Below are 15,277 nucleotides of genomic sequence, written 5' to 3' on the forward strand. Positions count from 1 at the left end.
GTCAAAGAATTCGTGTCCCTCCTTTTTTTGTGGCCTAGCTGTCGCTGTATAATGCGAGCGACTTTATCAAGTCGTTTTCGATCAGCCCTTAATGCCGATAGCCGATACGCTGTTTCTATGAATCTCGCAAACCAAGCTCACCAATCGTTCGTTGAATCTCAGACACGACGTCATTTTTTGAAGTCTTGTCCAACGGGGATGGGGGCGATGTGGTTGGGGACGCTTGCTGCTGAGGCTGGGGGATCTGAGTCGACGCCGATCGCGGATGACGAGATTCGTCTTCGCTCCCCGCAGGTCCCGGCGGCGATTGCGAAAGCGAAACGGGTCATCTATTTGCACATGGCTGGAGCTCCCAGCCAGCTGGAACTTTTTGATTACAAGCCGGTTTTGCAGGAGTTTGATGGGAAGGATTGCCCGGCGGAGTTTCTGCAAGGGAAACGGAGTGGGTATGGCCGCCGCGGCGCTAAGTTGCTTGGCTCGCAGTATTCCTTTGCCCAGCATGGCGATTCAGGGGCTTGGGTGAGTGATCGCTTGCCTAGGTTCTCCGAGGTGGTCGATTCGGTTTCGTTCATCCACTCGATGCAGACCGACCAAATGACTCATGCCCCTGCGCAGTTACGGCTTCACACCGGGAATGCTGATTTGGGGTTTCCGTCGATTGGGGCATGGATGACTTACGGTCTGGGGACCGAGAATCAGAACCTTCCTGGATACGTTGTTCTGGTATCCGGTGGCAAGGTTCCCAGTGCAGGGAAATCGGTTTGGAGCAATGGATTTCTTCCGGCTGACTATCAAGGCATTCAGTGTCGAATTAAAGCGGATCCGGTACTGTTTTTATCGGATCCGGAAGGGACGGCCCGTCCGCTGCGAAGCGAAATGATCGACACGATCAGCCAGATCAATCGGCAGACGTACGAACAAATCGGAGATCCCGCAACGGTCGCCCGTATCGGCCAGTTTGAGATGGCTTTTCGAATGCAGATGGCCGCAACCGAAGCGACCGACCTGTCGCAGGAGACGGCAGAAGTTCAGCAACTGTATGGAGCTGATCCGGGGAAAAAGTCGTTCGCCAACAATTGTTTGTTGGCGCGGCGGTTGGTCGAGCGAGGCGTGCGTTATGTGCAGTTGTTTGATGGGGGATGGGACTCTCATGGAGCGGATCCATCGGAAGCGATCAACGTTGGTTTTAAAAATATGTGCAATGAAATGGACCGGCCGATCGCGGCACTTTTGAAAGACCTGAAGCGAAGCGGCTTGTTGGACGAAACGTTGGTCGTCTGGGGCGGTGAATTCGGACGGTCACCCCTCCGTGACCCCCGTGGCAACACAGAACTGGGGTTGATGGGCCGTCACCACCAAGCCGATGCCTTTACGGTTTGGATGGCAGGCGGAGGCGTCAAAGGGGGAGTGCGTCATGGTGCGACGGATGAACTTGGGTTCTCCGTCACCGAAGATCCGACGCCGGTGCGAGACCTGCATGCGACGATGCTGCGATTGCTTGGTTTGGATCAGGACCCACTAGGTTTTCCGTTTGAAGGAGGAACCCACCGCCTGACCGGCGAGAAAACAGCCAACGTGATTGAACCGTTGTTGGCATAGTCGTTGGGTTACTCCGGTTCGACGGCAACCGCTGGAGAGGTCTTTTTCGTTGCCAGCTCTTTAATTCGAGCTGGAGTCAAAGTCCGGCGGTAATCAAATTCGCGGAAGAAGAGCAACAGGTTAACCGAGACACCGATCAGGCCAAGCAGGAACACTAACAGGGCTTGTTCCATTGCAATCCCGCCACTAAACGCTTCTTCATACGTCCAGAAAATGTTGCTGGTTTCGAGTATCCAGTAGTCGTTGCTAATAGCCCCTGTAGTGATAATCATTAGGATCGATGGGGCAATCGTTCCGGCAAACAGCAGGAATACTAGACTGATGATCGGTAGGATAAACGACCGTCCTAACCAGACGCTGGTGACCATTACCCACAACCGGAGGAAGCTGAGAAACAGCATCAAATGTCCGATGGTCATGATCGCCATGACGGGGGGATCGGTTGATGCGCGGAATGTGCTTTGAGTTGAGAACGGCGGCAGAAACGCGAACAAAGCGAGCACGGCAATTCCTGACCAAGCGGTGCAGAGAGTGAACATGTACCCGGTTCCGGGGCCAGGGCTTAGCCATAACAACATCGCGCGCCCCATAAATGTCTGAGGGAGATCGCGTTGCACACGTGGGCTCATCTCAGGAGATTCCGCCAGCATCAAGGTCCCCATGCATAGCCAATACCCGGCCAGGACCATCATGCCAAAATTGATCGGTTCCGAATCAACCATTCCGGTTGCCGAGTCCGAGGAAACGTAGAGGGTAACCAAGATGATGATAAAGACCCACGTGGCCTGCAGCCCTATCAGGCTCCAGCGGATCCCGGTCGAGCGGTTTTCCGTTACCGGAGCGATCCGAGCGGCGGCTGCTTTAACGAGGACGACCATGCAACCACTACCGACCAAGCCAAAAGCAAGAATCATTAGCCAGGCAAACGGTTCGGATCCCGCATCTTCCCCCAATATGCCTTCCAGGCAGACAGCCCCTACAATGAACTGGGTGATCACAATCACCCCTACCAACCCCAACATAAAGAGGGCTTGCCAAGCGCGATGAGACGCCATCGTTGAAAGCAATAACCCTAACGTTGTCAGGATAAGGGCGGTGAAAAAGATGACCAGGACCATCATCAGCATGGTCGGGAGGTTCACGCCTCGCAGCAAGTACGCGAAAGCCAAGCCGGGGACAACGGCTGCAAAGTAGATCATCATCTGGAGGATCGCACTATTTAGTTTGCCTAAGACGATCCTTAGCGACGACAGCTTTGTGATCGCCAGCATCTCAAACGTGCCGTCATCGATTTCGGCAGCCAGCGAGCGGTGGGCTACCAACGGCACCATCCCCAGCATTGGAATGGCCAGTACGAAATAGTAGCCGTAAAGCATCTCCATTCCAGAGGGGAGGTAATAGACGGCAGGGGCATTTAACATGATGCCCAGTACGGTCCATCCCCAGGTGCATGTCAAAAGGGTGAAAAACGTGATGATGAACTGCTTGCTTTTTAAAGCCTGACGTGCCTCTTTAATGAGGATAGGGTTCAACCATCCCGCGACACGGTCGCTGGTCCGATCGATCCAGCCCCACATTCCTTGGGCATCGCTCTCACGGGTCAACGGATGGGATTCGAATGGATTCATTGAACATGTCCTTCCGTGATTTGCAAGAAAACGTCTTCCAGGGATTCATCAAGCAGCGTGTACTGCAACACGTCCACGCGGGCTTCACACAAGGTGTGTAGGATCGCGACTTGTTGCGGGTCCCCCCCGATGATTTGAAACCGTAGAACGCCGTTGTCTCCCTCTAGTTGGTCGACCGCCGGATGGGCATCAAGCAACCGAAACGCCTCTTCTGTCGACCCGGTAATACGGACCAGCATGTTGCGAGTCTTTCTTAGTTTGCTACGGATTTCGTCTACGGTTCCGGTGGCTAATAAGCAGCCTTGTTCGATAATCCCAACGCGATCACACATCTCGGCTAGTTCTGTCAGGATATGGCTGCTGATCAGGATGGTTTTTCCATCGGCAGCCAGCGTCCGAATCATTTTTCGTAGTTCGATCCGGGCTCGAGGGTCGAGGCCTGCTGCTGGTTCATCCAGAATAAGAACGGCCGGATCATGGACGAGTGCTCGTCCCAGGCAGAGTCGTTGTTTCATCCCTTTGCTTAAACCGCGAATCGGTTTGTAAGCCAGTTTGTTCAAACCGGTGAAGTCCATCACCCACCGCAGCCGAGTCGTTCGCTCGCGGCCGATCAGTCCGTAAGAGCGAGCGAAGAAATCGAGGTATTCGGCACAGTTCGTATCGCCATAGGTTCCAAACGCATCGGGCATGAAACCGAGCGAGCCGCGGACGCGATCGGGATCATTTACCGAAGAGACGCCTTGGATAAAAGCGTCCCCGGCGCTCGGCAGTTCCAGCGTCGCCAGGATTCGCATGCTGGTCGTTTTGCCCGCTCCATTGGGACCGATGTAACCGAACACACCGCCGCGAGGAACCGCGAAAGAGATGTCGTTTACGGCGGTTGTTGAACCGTAGATTCGCGTCAGATTTTGGACTTCGATGGCAGGTCCGTTCCAAGCCGGAAGGATCATGGCAGCGGTCCCATCAAAATGTTCGTGCGATTTTGCCAGTCGACATTCTCGGCGCCCAGGAATTGCGGGTCCAAGTCGGTGCGGGCCGCAAAGAAATGCCCGTCCGGAAGACGGAGTAGCCAGGCACTCCATGTCTTTTCCAGTGCGGTGGCGCCGGACTGCCCGCGTGAGTATCGCCAAATAGGGGCGTCTGCTTGGGACTTGCTGGAGAGCGGATCGGATTCCAACATCGGTAGTGAGTAGTCCTTGTCAGCGATCGCTTTCAGTGAAACTGTGGCTCCGGCGGGAATCGGATCGATTGCCCGCCAAAGTTGTCCCCAGTTATCTTTCGCCGTGAAATGATGTAGATCAAATGGGAAGTGATTGGTGACTTCGAATGCCTTGGCATCGTTTTTCATCGTCAGCGTATCGGGAAGACGTCTTGGTTCGATTGCCAGCAGTTGGCTTTGCGATCGTGGTGGCAGGAAAATGCCGCGATAGCGTGTGTCGTCCTTTTCTTGAACCAGACGCTGTGACACATTTGAATTGTTCTGAGAATGGTTTCGATAGGATTGGTGAATGTCTTGGCTAGGGACCGGGTAAATCGCAATTTGGTTATCGAACTTCAATCCTTTGCGGCTATCTAGTACGGCGTAATAGGTCTGTCGTGACTGAGTGTGCAAGTAGTGGCTGTGGGGATCCACCCAAGTCAATTGATAAACACGTCCGCGGGTTTGCACGCCATCGGCTACCAATGCATATAACCCGATTCCGATAGTCACGAACGTGGCGGCAGCAGGGGCGACAAAAAACAGCAGAAACAGACGTTCCTTACGACGTAGGTAAGCGTAGAAAAACGGGCCGATCAACAAGACAAAAATGGTGTTGAGGATGACGAAGGTTTTTACAGGGGGCTGGCCGACCGACCCCAGTAAAAAGTTCCAATAGGTTTGGCTGCCTTCATCCAGTTTCCTACCCGTTCGGTTGTCCTGTTTCAGCCGTTCTGGGTTGGTCGCTCGCTGAACCGTTTGCCAGAACTGATAGGATTCCGGAAAAGGGGCTTCTTGATCGATCGCCACGACCCTGCCTAAGCCAAATGCTGCCGTGCGAATTAGTGGAGTCATTTCCCCTGGCTTTCGCTTCAGGACAAACGGATGTTCGGCTTGGCTTAGTTTGTTATATACCTTTTGCCGCAGCGGCAGCGGTAATCCGGACGTCGAATTTAAAGAGACAACTGCACCGTTCAGATTGCTAGTCTGGCTGTAACTTTCTTCCTTTTCAGGGTCACCCCAATAGGTGTACCGCCAGGTGTTTGTGTTGTTGTCCTCCCCAAGGTTTAGCGATCCTTCCAGGTTTTGCGATTTCGAGACCACTGAATTGGTGATGTTCGAAAAAGGAACTTCGTTTAAAAGCGTCGCATCGGCTTGCTCCGTTGCGTAAACCCACAGCGTGCCTCCGCTGGCGATCCAATCGGTTAACGCGGTGTAGGATTGCGGATGGGATTCCAAGCGTTGCAGATAAGGAGCGGCAATCAGGACGACGTCTAACTGTGAATATCCCAGCCAGGAAGAATACAGTTCGTTGAAGTCTAAAAGTCTGAACTGCACTTTGCCTGGTTGGACACGCTGCAATTCCGCCATCGCTGCGTTGTGGCTCAATCGACCGGTCGAAGCGTCTTCGGGCAAGGGGCCTGAGAAGACCGTTTGAAGCGAACGTGTATCCGGGCAAATCTGCCACGCAGGCGGAGTCTTCGATGCCGGGGTACCAGCGGCGACCGAAGCGATGACAACTCCGATCTTTACATGAGGAAGGGGAAGGTTGCGTGCAGACGGAAGTCGGAACGTCCAGTTGCAATCCTTCAGGGGGCGTCCGTCTTCAAGCAGTTGGATTCCCACTTCCTCCCAGGCATAGTAGTACGGAATGAAACAGTCTTTTGAAGCTTGGTTTGCCTTTTCCGGCAGAGCGACCGATGTTTCGAAGGAATAATCGATTTCCGTAACCGCGTAGTCATGAGGAAGAATGCGGACGGTTAGGTTTCGTTGTCTCGCAAACGCTTTGCCTTGGGGCCTGAAATTCAGAGTCACCGGCTGGTAACCGCTACCCGGGACGGAATCGATACGAATGTCAAAGGTGAAACCGTGCTGAGTGGTTGCATTTGTCATCCCCAGCGAACTTGTTTCGGCTTGGAGGTTTGGAGAACACCCCCAGCCGAGAATCGTCAGTGTGAAGATCGCAAGAAAACGGTGTAAATCGTTTTTGGCTTGGACAAGCTGGTAAGCATGCCGGCATCCTAAGACTAGAGTTTTCATTCGTTCGACTCCGAATCGCTCGCTGACGTTGAAGCGGAGCCGTGAAGTGAATCTGGCTGTTCCGATATCTTGGGATCGAGAGCTTCCAGTCCCAGCGTAGGGGCCTGCTCCTTTCTGGGCGGAGTCACCAGCCCGGCCGCGTGCGCGAATGGTTGGAGGATTCTAGAGAAGAGCAACGTCAAAAAGAACATTGCGATATAGGATGCGAAGCAAAGCAAGGTGACGCAGATAACCGCGGAAAACGATTTGACCCAAATCCAGTTTCCTTGGAACCCGGTACGGAATGCCCAGGCAATTAAAGCGCTAACCGTGATCAAAATGATCAAGGAACGGATTGAAACCTTGGGGAAGAATCGCTCTCTGGGACTCTCTATTTCCGGTGGACGCGGATCGTCATGGGAAGACTCAAGGGCCATCGTTCGTTTCTGCTCCATTGCATCGCACTCTCTCATGAATGGGAGCGGATAGATAATCGTCTGATTGACGTGATAAGTAACCGACTTCGACAAGGGACCACGGCCCTCAGCGATGAAGGCGGTGGTAAAGCGGTAAGAAGCCCTTTTTGTTGACGAATTTAGGGGCTGGAAAGCCAGGTTCACGCCTCTGCCCCCTAGCGAAGGGGCCGGGACACGCTACAAACAACCGTCTATTCTGACACGTTCTAATTTCAGTCTGGGAACGCGTCCAAGACCACTATAACAATGAGGATTGCGGTCATGGGTTTGCTGAAAGAATTTAAAGAGTTCGCGTTGAAGGGCAACATGATCGACATGGCGGTCGGGATCGTCATCGGGGGAGCCTTCGGTTCGGTGATCACGTCGCTGGTCAAAGATGTGATCACGCCTCCTCTGGGGCTGTTGACCGAGAAGGTCGATTTCAATTCCTGGGTCTACACGCTGCGAGCAGCAGACGAGGCAAATGAAATCTCCGCTGTGGTGCTTAACATTGGTGCATTCATCAATGCGATGATCAGTTTTCTGATTGTGGCTGTCGCCATCTTTATCGTGATCAAAATCATGAACCGCGTTCGTACGCAGTTCGAAGGAGACACCGAAACCCCTTCACCCACCACTCAGAAATGTCCCGCTTGCAAGATGGAAATTCCGATCGGTGCAACGCGTTGCGGTCATTGCACCAGCGATGTTCCTGCAAAGGCTGCGTAAGCGTTAGTCTCCCATGAACATGTCGCCGATGCCTCCAAGGAGGGAGCCTTCGCCGACGCTTTTGTTCCCGGTGCTGGGCGAGGCCGCGGTAATCCGGCCTGCCAATCGCGAGAAGGGTAGTGACTGGAGCCAGACGGGACCGGGGCCAACGACGGTCGCCAGAAAGACGCCTTCGCCGCCGAAAAAGGCGTTCCTCAATCCGCCGACAAATTCGATGTCGTAGGTGACCGTTGGACCGACCGCCATCAGGCAACCGGTATCCAGGCGTAGTTTTTCGCCAGGCTGGAGTTCGCGGTGCATCATCGTGCCACCGGCGTGCACGATCGCGATCCCGTCGCCTGTCAGTCGTTGCATGATAAAGCCTTCGCCGCCGAACAGTCCGGCAGCGATTTTCTTTTGGAATGCGATATCGATCGATAGGCCACGTGCCCCACATAGGAACGCATCTTTTTGGCAAATGATTTGGCCCCCCAGTTCATCCAAATGAAGCGGGATCATGCGTCCGGGGTAGGGGGAACCGAAGGCAACTTTGCCACGTCGCTGGCTTTGGTTTGTGAAGGTTGTCATGAACAGCGATTCACCGGTCAGCACACGTTTGCCAGCTCCGAAAACCTTGCTGACAAATCCGCCTCCCTGATTCGAGGGATCGCCAAACACACTTTTCATTTCGATCCCGTCATCCATGTACATCAGGGCTCCCGCTTCGGCGAGAACCTGTTCGCCAGGATCGAGAGTGATTTCACAGTATTGGGCTTCGTGGCCAAATATTTCGTATTCGATTTCGTCGCTGCTTCGATGCCCCGTGTTGGCTTGACCGCCCTGGAAAGAGGCGACCGCTTCGTAGGGGCTGCTTAACGGAGTCGACGTGTCGGCTGAACGCGAGGCAGGGTAGGGTGGCTGGGGATCGGCTGGGGGGACCTGAAATTCACCTCCGCAAGCTTTGCAACGGATGACTTTGCCAACCAATTCGGGTGGTGCTTGATAGCGTTTTCCACATTGCGTGCATGCGATAGGATGTGTCATCGTTGTTGTCCTATGATTTGAAAAGGTCTGTTTTGATGCGCATTGTTCTTTGTTACCCAGTCGAGCCCCATCATATCGATCAAATCCAGGCCGCTGCACCAGACGCCGAGATCGTCGATGCGGGGCAGGAACGAATCGATGAGGAACTGCCGAATGCTGACATCTTTATTGGTCACGCCAAGGTTCCTGTGGACTGGAAACGAGTCGTCGACGCGGGGCGACTGAAATGGATTCAGTCCTCCGCTGCCGGACTGGATCACTGCTTGGTCCCGGAAGTGATTCCGACCGATATCGTCGTGACCAGTGCCGCAGGGCTGTTCGCCCCTCAGGTTACTGAACAGACATTCGCTCTGCTGTATGGATTGTTGCGTCGGATTCCAACTTTTTTTCGAGCTCAAGCGAAGCGCGAGTTCATTCGCCGCCCGACCGACGACCTCCGAGGCAAGACGGTCGGGATCGTAGGGTTTGGGGGAAACGGACGAGCGATCGCCAAGGGACTGGCACCGATGGACGTAAGGATTTTAGCCACCGACTATTATCCGGTGGACGCTCCTTCGTATGTCGATGCCCTCTGGTCGGCCGACCGGTTGCCAGACCTGTTGGCGGCCTCTGACATCGTCATTCTCGCTCTTCCCCTAAATTCGTCGACTTTGGGGCTGATCAACCGAGAGATGTTGGCATTGATGCCGAAGGACAGCTATTTGATCAACGTCGCACGCGGGCAGGTGGTTGTCGAAGCCGATTTGGTTCAGGCTTTGCAAAGCGGGCACCTGCAAGGCGCGGGGTTGGATGTTACCGAACGCGAACCTCTGCCAGAGCAAAGTCCTCTATGGGAGATGCCGCAGGTAATGATCACTCCCCATGTGGGGGCTCAGTCGGCGCGACGGGTGAGCGATTCCACCGATTTGGCCTGTGAAAATCTGCGCCGCTATCAAAACGGTCGTCCATTGTGGAATCGAGTTGACAAAACGCTAGGATTTGCGCATCCAAATGGTGTTTTTCGAGGGAATATTGCGGACGATCCTGCCTGTAGCTGATTTCGTTTTGAAGAATGTATCAACGGTCCCCCGAACAGGTGGTTTTGCGGGCTCTCGCAAAGTCTTTTTTTTTCCAACCAATCTTGCGCAATGTTTCTCGTTCTGCCGCTATATTTAACGAATGATTAATTCTCCAAAGGATGGGACGACCTTGCTGTCGACGACCAGGCATGAGCCGAACGCCACGCTGACCTTGCGTGGTACGACACGGACAATGAAAGACGAGCGTTTGCTGTCTCAGTATGAGGCGATTCTGAGCGAACGGAAACTTCACTGGACCACTCACCATCACTTGATAAAGTTGCTGGGCAGTGGAGGCCAGGGGGAAGTGTTCCTTACCGAGCAGCTCGGGACCGATGGTTTTACGATTCCGTTGGCCATGAAATTTTTCTCACCTGAGCGTTTTAATGACGTTCGGCATTATGAGGAAAACATGCAGCGGATCGCCGGCATCGCGGCTCGCGTTGCTTTGATCCAGCACGACAACATGTTGGATGTGCAGAACTTCATCGAGCGAGATCGGATTCGCGTGATGGTGATGGAGTGGGTCGATGGCTATGACCTTTGCCAACTGACCGATCCCAAATGCTTAGAGAGTTTGCAGGCTGTCGTTGCTCGCGGGCGGATGCAGTACATCCAAAACGTGATCGTCACCTACGGCCGGGAACACTTGCGTTTCAAGGCGGGGATGGCAGTGGCCATTGTCCGTGAGTGTTTAGCGGCATTGGGAGCGTTGCATCGGGAAGGGATCATTCATGGCGATATGAAGCCATCGAATATCATGTTGAAGCGGACGGGGCACGTGAAATTGATTGATATTGGATCGGCGATCGATTTCAATAATCCTCCTCGCGAGCGCGATTGCACCCCGACGTATGCGGCTCCCGAATTGATCGACCGCTGCGAATCGACTCCGCAAAGCGATTTGGCCAGTGTCGGATACGTGTTGATTGAATTGCTCAGCGGGCACAATCCGTTTGCTGGGGAACACGATCTTGGAACCTTGCTGCAATTGAAGCGGGAATTGCCTCATCGCTTAGAAGGGATGCTTCCCGACGAGGTGACGAGGAACGAATTACTGATGAGCTTCCTGCAGGATTTAATTGCTCCCGATCCAAATTACCGATTTGAAACGGCCGAGGCGGCGGAACATCAAGGTGCAGCGGCTTTCCATCGGCAGCTGATCCTAGGGGATATGGCGACCGAATACGATCACGATCTCCGGTTGTGGTTAGACGACCTGCGAAAGCTAGATATCGGGTAAGTGTGCGGGGGCCGGAGGGCTCGCGCCCTGCCGCTAGGATTTGATGCGGCGAGGCCTTTCTTAGCGGAACGGCGCAAGCCGTCCGGCCCGCTGCGCAGTAGACGTGCATAGGCCGGAGGGCTCGCGCCCTGCCGCTAGGTTTTGATGCGGTGAGGCCTTTCTTAGCGGAACGGCGCAAGCCGTCCGGCCCGCTGCGCAATAGACGTGCACAGGCCGGAGGGCTCGCGCCCTGCCGCTAGGTTTTGATGCGGCGAGGCCTTTCTTAGCGGAACGGCGCAAGCCGTCCGGCCCGCTGCGCAGTAGACGTCCACAGGCCGGAGGGCTCGCGCCCAATGCCGCTAGGTTTTGATGCGGCGAGGCCTTTCTTAGCGGAACGGCGCAAGCCGTCCGGCCCGCTGTGCAATAGACGTGCACAGGCCGGAGGGCTCGCGCCCTGCCGCTAGGTTTTGATGCGGCGAGGCGTCCGGCCCGCTGCGCCGGAAACGTTTGGCTCTTCAATTGCTTCCTTTGGACCGGTCGTAGCCGGCCTTATAATCCCGCTCTTGGACGCCGGGCTAGGTTTTCTGAGTTGGCGTGGTGCGGGGTTCGTACGACTCTCTGTAGCATTAAGAAGTTCTCGTTGCCGTATTCGGTCCATTGGCCCGTGATCGTCCAATGGTCGTCTCCGGCATCTTGTTTCACTGCGTTGGTGATCCGCTGCAGGGCCAAGTTTTCTAGGATGCGAAAACTTGTCCCGTCGGTGGTCGCTACAAATACCCATCTTCGACCAACTTCAACCAACCGACCTTCAACTTCGCGGACCACCGTTCCTTCACGTTGACGTTGTGGAGCGGTTTGCAGTCCGTTTGCCGGGGAGGGTTCGGCATTCGGTTCTGCATTTTCCGTCTCGACTCCTTTGTTACTCGCCCAGCTTGATCCGCCGCGGGGGTCGGCGTCTCGGAAGGTAGGAGGCTGGGCAGCACTTCCAGGAGTTTGCAACATGCTTACAAGACACAACGTCAACAGACACCAGCGCAGACGGGGAGGGAAATACATCGGCGCGCGGAGCCATAACAACATCAGAGGCAAGAACATCATTGGTTGGTTCCCAGCTCAATTCCTCTTTGGAATTGTATAAGCGTGTAAGGAAACCACGGCGCCGATAGCAATCAGTGCTAGCCCAATCCAACGGGGCAGCGGGACATGCTTCTTCGGGTTCGGATAAACTTGCATGATCAGCGATGACATCATGTCACTACTGGCTACGGGTTTTGTGTCTGTAACTCGAGCCAATGCGCGGGTCGTGTGTTCGTTGAGAACAACCGATTCAACCCAGCGGAATTGAAGCCCTAGAAGGATCAACAAAACCCCAACTAAAAATACTCGATTTCGATCCATGACCGTGACCTTGGGGTAAAGGAGGTTGCCACAGTTTCCGCGATCCAAGACGGGATCGGGGTGCGAAAGTAAGGATCGGCGTTAAGCTGGGTTCACTGTGAGTTTTTCGGTCGGTTTGCAGATCCTGCAAGCTGTAGCGATTGGGCAGAGAGTTCTGCGAGAGAAAGTGGATACCCGAAAATTAGATGCAAGTCCCCGGCGTTAGCCTCGCGAAGAGGCAATAAATCCTAGCGGCAGGGCGCGAGCCCTCCGGCCTGTTGATGTGTTTTGTGCAAAGGGCCGGACGGCTTGCGCCGTTCCGCTAAGAGGGGCTTGGGACGCAAAATCTTAGCGGCAGGGCGCGAGCCCTCCGGCCTGTTGACTTGTATTGTGCGAAGGGCCGGACGGCTTGCGCCGTTCCGCTAAGAAGGGCTTGGGGCAATAAATCCTAGCGGCAGGGCGCGAGCCCTCCGGCCTGTGGATGTGTATTGTGCGAAGGGCCGGACGGCTTGCGCCGTTCCGCTAAGAAGGGCTTGGGGCACAAAATCTTAGCGGCAGGGCGCGAGCCCTCCGGCCTGTTGACTTGTATTGTGCGAAAGGCCGGACGGCTTGCGCCGTTCCGCTAAGAAGGGCGTGGGACGCAAAATCTTAGCGGCAGGGCGCGAGCCCTCTGGCCTGTTGATGTGTTTTGTACGAAAGGGCCGGACGGCTTGCGCCGTTCCGCTAAGAGAAGAGGCTTGGGGCACAAAATCTTTGCGGCAGGGCGCGAGCCCTCTGGCCTGTTGACTTGTATTGTACGAAAGGGCCGGACGGCTTGCGCCGTTCCGCTAAGAGAAGAGGCTTGGAGCATCGGGCTAACGACCACTTGCGGGTGAGCGTCGTTATGCGTTTGGCAGTATTGCTTTTGCTGTTTAGTTGCGCTGGAGGTCCCAGGCCTGGAGCCATGTTGTTTCGACAGGGACCATCTGGAAGTCTCTTCGTAGGCGTTCGTCCATGTCCTTTAGATGGCCAGCGCCATAAAAGACCGCGATCGACTTGTGACCCTTTTTGAGCTCGTCTTTCATGACTTCAAAGGCTTTTTCATTACGTCCTTTGATCAAGGTATTGTCTCCATTCTCATCGTCCATGCCGGCGGTGGCGATTTCCATGTCGCTTAACTGTTTCGCCATGGCTCTTTTCAGCATCATCGCTCGGTCTTTGCTGAACAGGGCTGTGAGCAGGCCGACGTTGCTGTTGTCGGGATCGGACTGGGTGGCGATTCCTGCACCCATCATCCGGGCCAGCATGTTGGGCATCGAATCGCCTCGTTCTTCCATGTGCTGCATGAATTCTTCGGGGCTCATGTCTGCATGGCGAAAGTTCTTCGCCATGTAGTCAATTTTTTCCAGTTGGTATTCCAGGTTTAGCATGTCCTTCATTCCCGTCTGAAGGGACGCCAATACCGAGCGTCTCGCTTGTAGGTCTTCTGGGCGAATCCGAGTTCCATCGGGAGCGACCAATTCGTAAAGCACGACATCGTAGGTCGCCAATCGCTTTTTTAGATCTTCGTAGTATTCTTCCTGCCCGATGTGGACAACACCGATCAGGTCAATCGTGGTGTCCGCAAGAGGCGTTCCAGGCTCGCCTTTAAAGCGGATGATTGCCGTGTCCAACCCTTTCGGTTCCCCCGAAGCGGTCTTGGAAATCCGAACGTATTCGTCTTCGCCTGCAGAAGTCGCAGGCACGGTAGCGTTGCGTTGAGCTCCGAGAGAGCTGATGGCAAACAAGCTTACCGAGACGATGGCGGTTGCCAAGAAACGAGAACGGAACATGAAATCATCCAGAATGCAAGAAAATTGAGCGAGCGAGCTACCAAAACGATACGTCGAAACGATGCTCGCGACAACTAAACCTTAACAATTTCCGCAGCAGATTCCCATGTTCAGCGGCAATTGGAACTGCCATTTGCGGGAATCGCCATGGACCGGTTTTGATTCGGTTTGATGGCGGAGAGGAGAGAGCGGGGGGGGGACGCGATGGCAAGTGTTCTTGCTGCTTTCGCGTTCCGGTGTCGCCACGGTTGTTAGACGGTGAGCCGTTAAGAGGGGCTTGGGTTAAAAAGTCCTCGCGGCAGGATGCGAGCTCTCTGGCCGGTTGACAGGTCCCTCGTGCAAAAGGCCGGAGGCTTGCGCCGTTCCGCTAAGAAGGGCTTGGGGCATCAAATCTTAGCGGCAGGGCGCGAGCCCTCCGGCCTGTTGATGTGTATTGTGCGAAGGGCCGGACGGCTTGCGCCGTTCCGCTAAGAAGGGCTTGTGGTGCACAAAATCTTAGCGGCAGGGCGCGAGCCCTCCGGCCTGCTGACCTGTCTTGTGCAAAGGGCCGGACGGCTTGCGCCGTTCCGCTAAGAAGGGCTGGTGGCATTGGACGCCTGCGCTGCGGCCTTGCTGAATGATGGAACGCCTCGAGTCGGCCTTGCGTTAGGCTTCGAAATTGAGGGTTGGGCGTTGCGTTTGGTCGCGTAGGTGTGGCGACGGGGCGGACGCTGTTGAGGGAGAGGAAGGGGGCGCCGATGACGGGAAAACCGTTTGAGCTGGGAACCCTGGAGTCCCCTGCATAGCCTGTGCGCAGACTTCCTGCCAAGTGCCCTGTTCGACTTCTAACACGTGGGCGATGTCATTCCAGTTGTCCGGCGACGCTTCGGTTTCGGCTTGTGTGAGGTGCTGGAGCAAGAACACATAGAGGTCCGAGACCTGTTTGGCGACTTCGCTTTCGGTCGCGGTCACTCCGGAGAGCAGTTCACCGAGGATGTCTCGCAGGCGAAGGGACTGATTGCGATAACTCGCTTCATCGGCCACCGGGTGTGCAATCGATGCCAACGATTGAGCCAGTTGCAGGCCACGGTCGATCAGCATTAACCGCAAACGAGCTGGCGAGGCGTTTTGAACGCTTTGGGAGAGATATTTATCACTCGATTCGTATCGCTGCATCTT

At 54.9% G+C, this 15,277-nt stretch carries 11 protein-coding genes; 4 read left to right on the forward strand and 7 right to left on the reverse strand.

The window, feature by feature from the left end:
- Positions 1-117: 117 nt before the first annotated feature.
- On the forward strand, positions 118-1,599 hold the full coding sequence (locus FF011L_RS11155) for a DUF1501 domain-containing protein (RefSeq protein ID WP_145351745.1): 1,482 nt from the start codon (positions 118-120) through the stop codon (positions 1,597-1,599).
- An 8-nt stretch (positions 1,600-1,607) separates the two neighbouring features.
- Here the strand turns inward: FF011L_RS11155 and FF011L_RS11160 are convergent, their stop codons facing one another.
- From FF011L_RS11160 to FF011L_RS11170, 3 genes are read right to left on the reverse strand one after another with little or no spacing between them, the layout of a single operon-like run.
- Positions 1,608-3,227, reverse strand: a complete 1,620-nt coding sequence (locus tag FF011L_RS11160) for a hypothetical protein (RefSeq protein ID WP_145351746.1) — start codon at positions 3,225-3,227, stop codon at positions 1,608-1,610.
- A complete protein-coding gene (locus FF011L_RS11165) occupies positions 3,224-4,177 on the reverse strand; it encodes an ABC transporter ATP-binding protein (RefSeq protein WP_145351747.1) in 954 nt (317 codons plus the stop codon). The genes FF011L_RS11160 and FF011L_RS11165 overlap by 4 nt, the downstream gene beginning before the upstream one ends.
- Positions 4,174-6,465, reverse strand: a complete 2,292-nt coding sequence (locus FF011L_RS11170) for a hypothetical protein (protein WP_145351748.1) — start codon at positions 6,463-6,465, stop codon at positions 4,174-4,176. The genes FF011L_RS11165 and FF011L_RS11170 overlap by 4 nt, the downstream gene beginning before the upstream one ends.
- Positions 6,466-7,181: 716 nt before the next feature.
- On the opposite strand from FF011L_RS11170, the gene mscL reads away from it, so the two are divergent.
- On the forward strand, positions 7,182-7,628 hold the full coding sequence (gene mscL, locus FF011L_RS11180) for a large-conductance mechanosensitive channel protein MscL (protein ID WP_218933141.1): 447 nt from the start codon (positions 7,182-7,184) through the stop codon (positions 7,626-7,628).
- A 3-nt stretch (positions 7,629-7,631) separates the two neighbouring features.
- Here the strand turns inward: mscL and FF011L_RS11185 are convergent, their stop codons facing one another.
- Positions 7,632-8,651 carry a TIGR00266 family protein gene (locus FF011L_RS11185; RefSeq protein ID WP_145351750.1) on the reverse strand — a complete coding sequence of 340 codons (1,020 nt, stop codon included), beginning with the start codon at positions 8,649-8,651 and terminating at the stop codon, positions 7,632-7,634.
- A gap of 35 nt (positions 8,652-8,686) precedes the next feature.
- Between FF011L_RS11185 and FF011L_RS11190 the strand changes: the two genes are divergently transcribed.
- Together FF011L_RS11190 and FF011L_RS11195 are read left to right on the forward strand one after the other, a co-directional pair.
- Positions 8,687-9,688 (forward strand): D-2-hydroxyacid dehydrogenase, encoded by a 1,002-nt coding sequence (locus FF011L_RS11190; RefSeq protein ID WP_145351751.1) that lies wholly within the window; start codon positions 8,687-8,689, stop codon positions 9,686-9,688.
- Between the two features lie 121 nt (positions 9,689-9,809).
- The gene (locus tag FF011L_RS11195) at positions 9,810-10,952 is read left to right on the forward strand and encodes a serine/threonine-protein kinase (protein ID WP_391560928.1); all 1,143 of its coding nucleotides are present in this window, start codon (positions 9,810-9,812) and stop codon (positions 10,950-10,952) included.
- 528 nt (positions 10,953-11,480) lie between these two features.
- Here FF011L_RS11195 and FF011L_RS11200 read toward each other — a convergent pair.
- The 3 genes from FF011L_RS11200 to FF011L_RS11215 all read right to left on the reverse strand — a co-directional run bounded on the left by FF011L_RS11200 (position 11,481) and on the right by FF011L_RS11215 (position 15,274).
- Positions 11,481-12,029, reverse strand: a complete 549-nt coding sequence (locus FF011L_RS11200) for a hypothetical protein (RefSeq protein WP_218933142.1) — start codon at positions 12,027-12,029, stop codon at positions 11,481-11,483.
- A 1,190-nt stretch (positions 12,030-13,219) separates the two neighbouring features.
- On the reverse strand, positions 13,220-14,119 hold the full coding sequence (locus FF011L_RS11210) for a TraB/GumN family protein (RefSeq protein ID WP_145351754.1): 900 nt from the start codon (positions 14,117-14,119) through the stop codon (positions 13,220-13,222).
- Positions 14,120-14,764: 645 nt separating this feature from the next.
- Entirely contained in the window at positions 14,765-15,274 is a 510-nt protein-coding gene (locus FF011L_RS11215) for a flagellar export chaperone FliS (protein ID WP_145351755.1), read from the reverse strand.
- Positions 15,275-15,277: the final 3 nt, after the last annotated feature.

Origin of the sequence: Roseimaritima multifibrata (assembly GCF_007741495.1) — a bacterium.
GTDB lineage: Bacteria > Planctomycetota > Planctomycetia > Pirellulales > Pirellulaceae > Roseimaritima > Roseimaritima multifibrata.